This is a genomic window from Geosporobacter subterraneus DSM 17957 (assembly GCF_900142145.1).
Classification (GTDB): domain Bacteria; phylum Bacillota; class Clostridia; order Peptostreptococcales; family Thermotaleaceae; genus Geosporobacter; species Geosporobacter subterraneus.
Genome location: NZ_FQZV01000110.1, coordinates 1 through 1,923 on the forward strand (window position 1 = coordinate 1; position 1,923 = coordinate 1,923).

General features: G+C 35.3%; 1 protein-coding gene and 1 pseudogene. Both read left to right on the forward strand.

What is annotated here, in order from left to right; translation table 11 throughout:
- The first annotated feature begins 654 nt into the window (after positions 1-654).
- Positions 655-1,083 (forward strand): annotated as a pseudogene (locus tag BUB56_RS20055) (TnsA endonuclease N-terminal domain-containing protein).
- A gap of 43 nt (positions 1,084-1,126) precedes the next feature.
- The gene (locus BUB56_RS19160; RefSeq protein WP_110942835.1) at positions 1,127-1,831 is read left to right on the forward strand and encodes an aminotransferase class V-fold PLP-dependent enzyme; all 705 of its coding nucleotides are present in this window, start codon (positions 1,127-1,129) and stop codon (positions 1,829-1,831) included.
- Positions 1,832-1,923 lie beyond the last annotated feature (92 nt).

Below are 1,923 nucleotides of genomic sequence, written 5' to 3' on the forward strand. Positions count from 1 at the left end.
TTATATGGAAGATATTAGGAAAATAGGGTCAAGGAGTGAAGGGATAAGGGTTTGAGGGTGGTGGGGGTTTGACATGAGTTTTTTATGTGTATACAGATGTATATGTAAAATAATGTCTTGAGAAGTAAAATAAACTCGTTAGAGAGAAAATAAAGTTGTTAGAAAAATTGTGGATAAGTAGCAGGTTATAGGCTACCGTTATCCGCAATTTTTTTATGCGTATATCGTCAGAAGGAATAAGTAGTAAGGATTAAGAAAGAGAATTAAACATTGATAAAAACCTTATAGAATAAGGCTTTCAGCCATGTATTGATTTATTATATTGAAAGATCTTATTGATTTGAAGAATGGAAAAGGGGTAAAATTTACCCCTTAAACCTTGATCTTTACGACTAACTTTCCAACGACTTTATTTTATTGAAAAGACTCAAGAAATAAGGAAAAAGGCCAAAAAAATGGCCGGGTTTTCTAAAAACTTTATTTTTCCTTCACAAAATGGAATGGGTATTGAAAAGTGGTCGGAAGATAGATGGAATAAGGGTTTGAGGGGTGCTTGTGGGTTAGGGAGTTTTCTTAAAACAATATTTGACTTATACACCTTCAGCAGGTCGCTCTACAAGATTGTTAGGTATCAAAGTAAGTCGACAACATGAGTTGTTTTCTGATCTTGAAAGAAGTTATTTATATATTTTAGAGCATTCGGACGTTGTTCAAGACATTAGAGAACAGTTTCCGCTTTTGCATTTAGATCAAACTATTGCTATAGCAGATGAATTAGGGATAAAACATCTGTCAGACCCCCAAATTGGTGAAAACACTGTTATGACAACGGATTTTCTTGTTACTGTCAAAACGAAATAGGGTTTTAAAATGTTAGCACGTACAATAAAAAGTGTAGATAATTTGAATAGTCAAAGACAGATGGAAAAGTTTGAAATTGAAAGATGCTATTGGAAAATGAAAGATATTGATTGGGGTATCGTTACAGAAAAAGAAATTGATAAAAACCTTACTGATAATATTGGATTAGTACGCCCATTTTATAGTTTAGATTGTTTATACGGATTTTTGAGGACACTATAAAATAGAGTGTGTAAACTCCAACATATGCTAAAATAAGATTAGGATGATAGCGGGAGGATTCACACATGCATCCAATGTATTAGGGACAATTCAGCCCATTAGTGAAATCGGTGCCATAGCACGTAAGCATAAAATTCCTTTTTTAGTAGATGCGGCACAAACCGCAGGACTTTACCCCATTAATGTGGTTGATGACAATATTGATCTATTGGACTTTACAGAACATAAGAGTCTCTTAGGGCCCATGGGCACAGGGGGATTGATCATAAATTGGGAAGGGAAGATCAATCCGCTAAAGCACGGTGGAACAAGCGGTGACTCAGCCTATGAATATCAACCGGAATACTATCCGAATAAACTAGAGATCGCAACACTAAATGTCAGCGGACTTGTAGGATTAAGGGAAGCTTTGACATTCATCCAGAGGGAAGGAATTCAGCAGATACTGCATAAGGAAAAGGAAATATTAAACTATGCATTGAATTGGCTCAATGAGATAAAAGAAATCATGGTATATGGTCCGAAAGATATAGAAAAAATAGTGGGAGTGATTTCCTTTAATATGAAGGGTATTTCAGGTGAAGAAGTTGCCTACAGACTAGATCAAGAATATGGAATAATGATTCGAGTAGGATTACATTGTATGCCTACTGCCCACCGCATTATGGGAACAGAAAAAGAAGGAATCCTGCGAATTGGGATTGGCTGTTTTGACGAAACAAAGGATATAGATAGACTAATATATTAGGTAGTTGCAGAATGTGGTTTTGATTTATCCACAGGAGAAATAGTATTTATGCGACAGCATAGGAAGATATAAACATGAAAAAAGGCATAGCA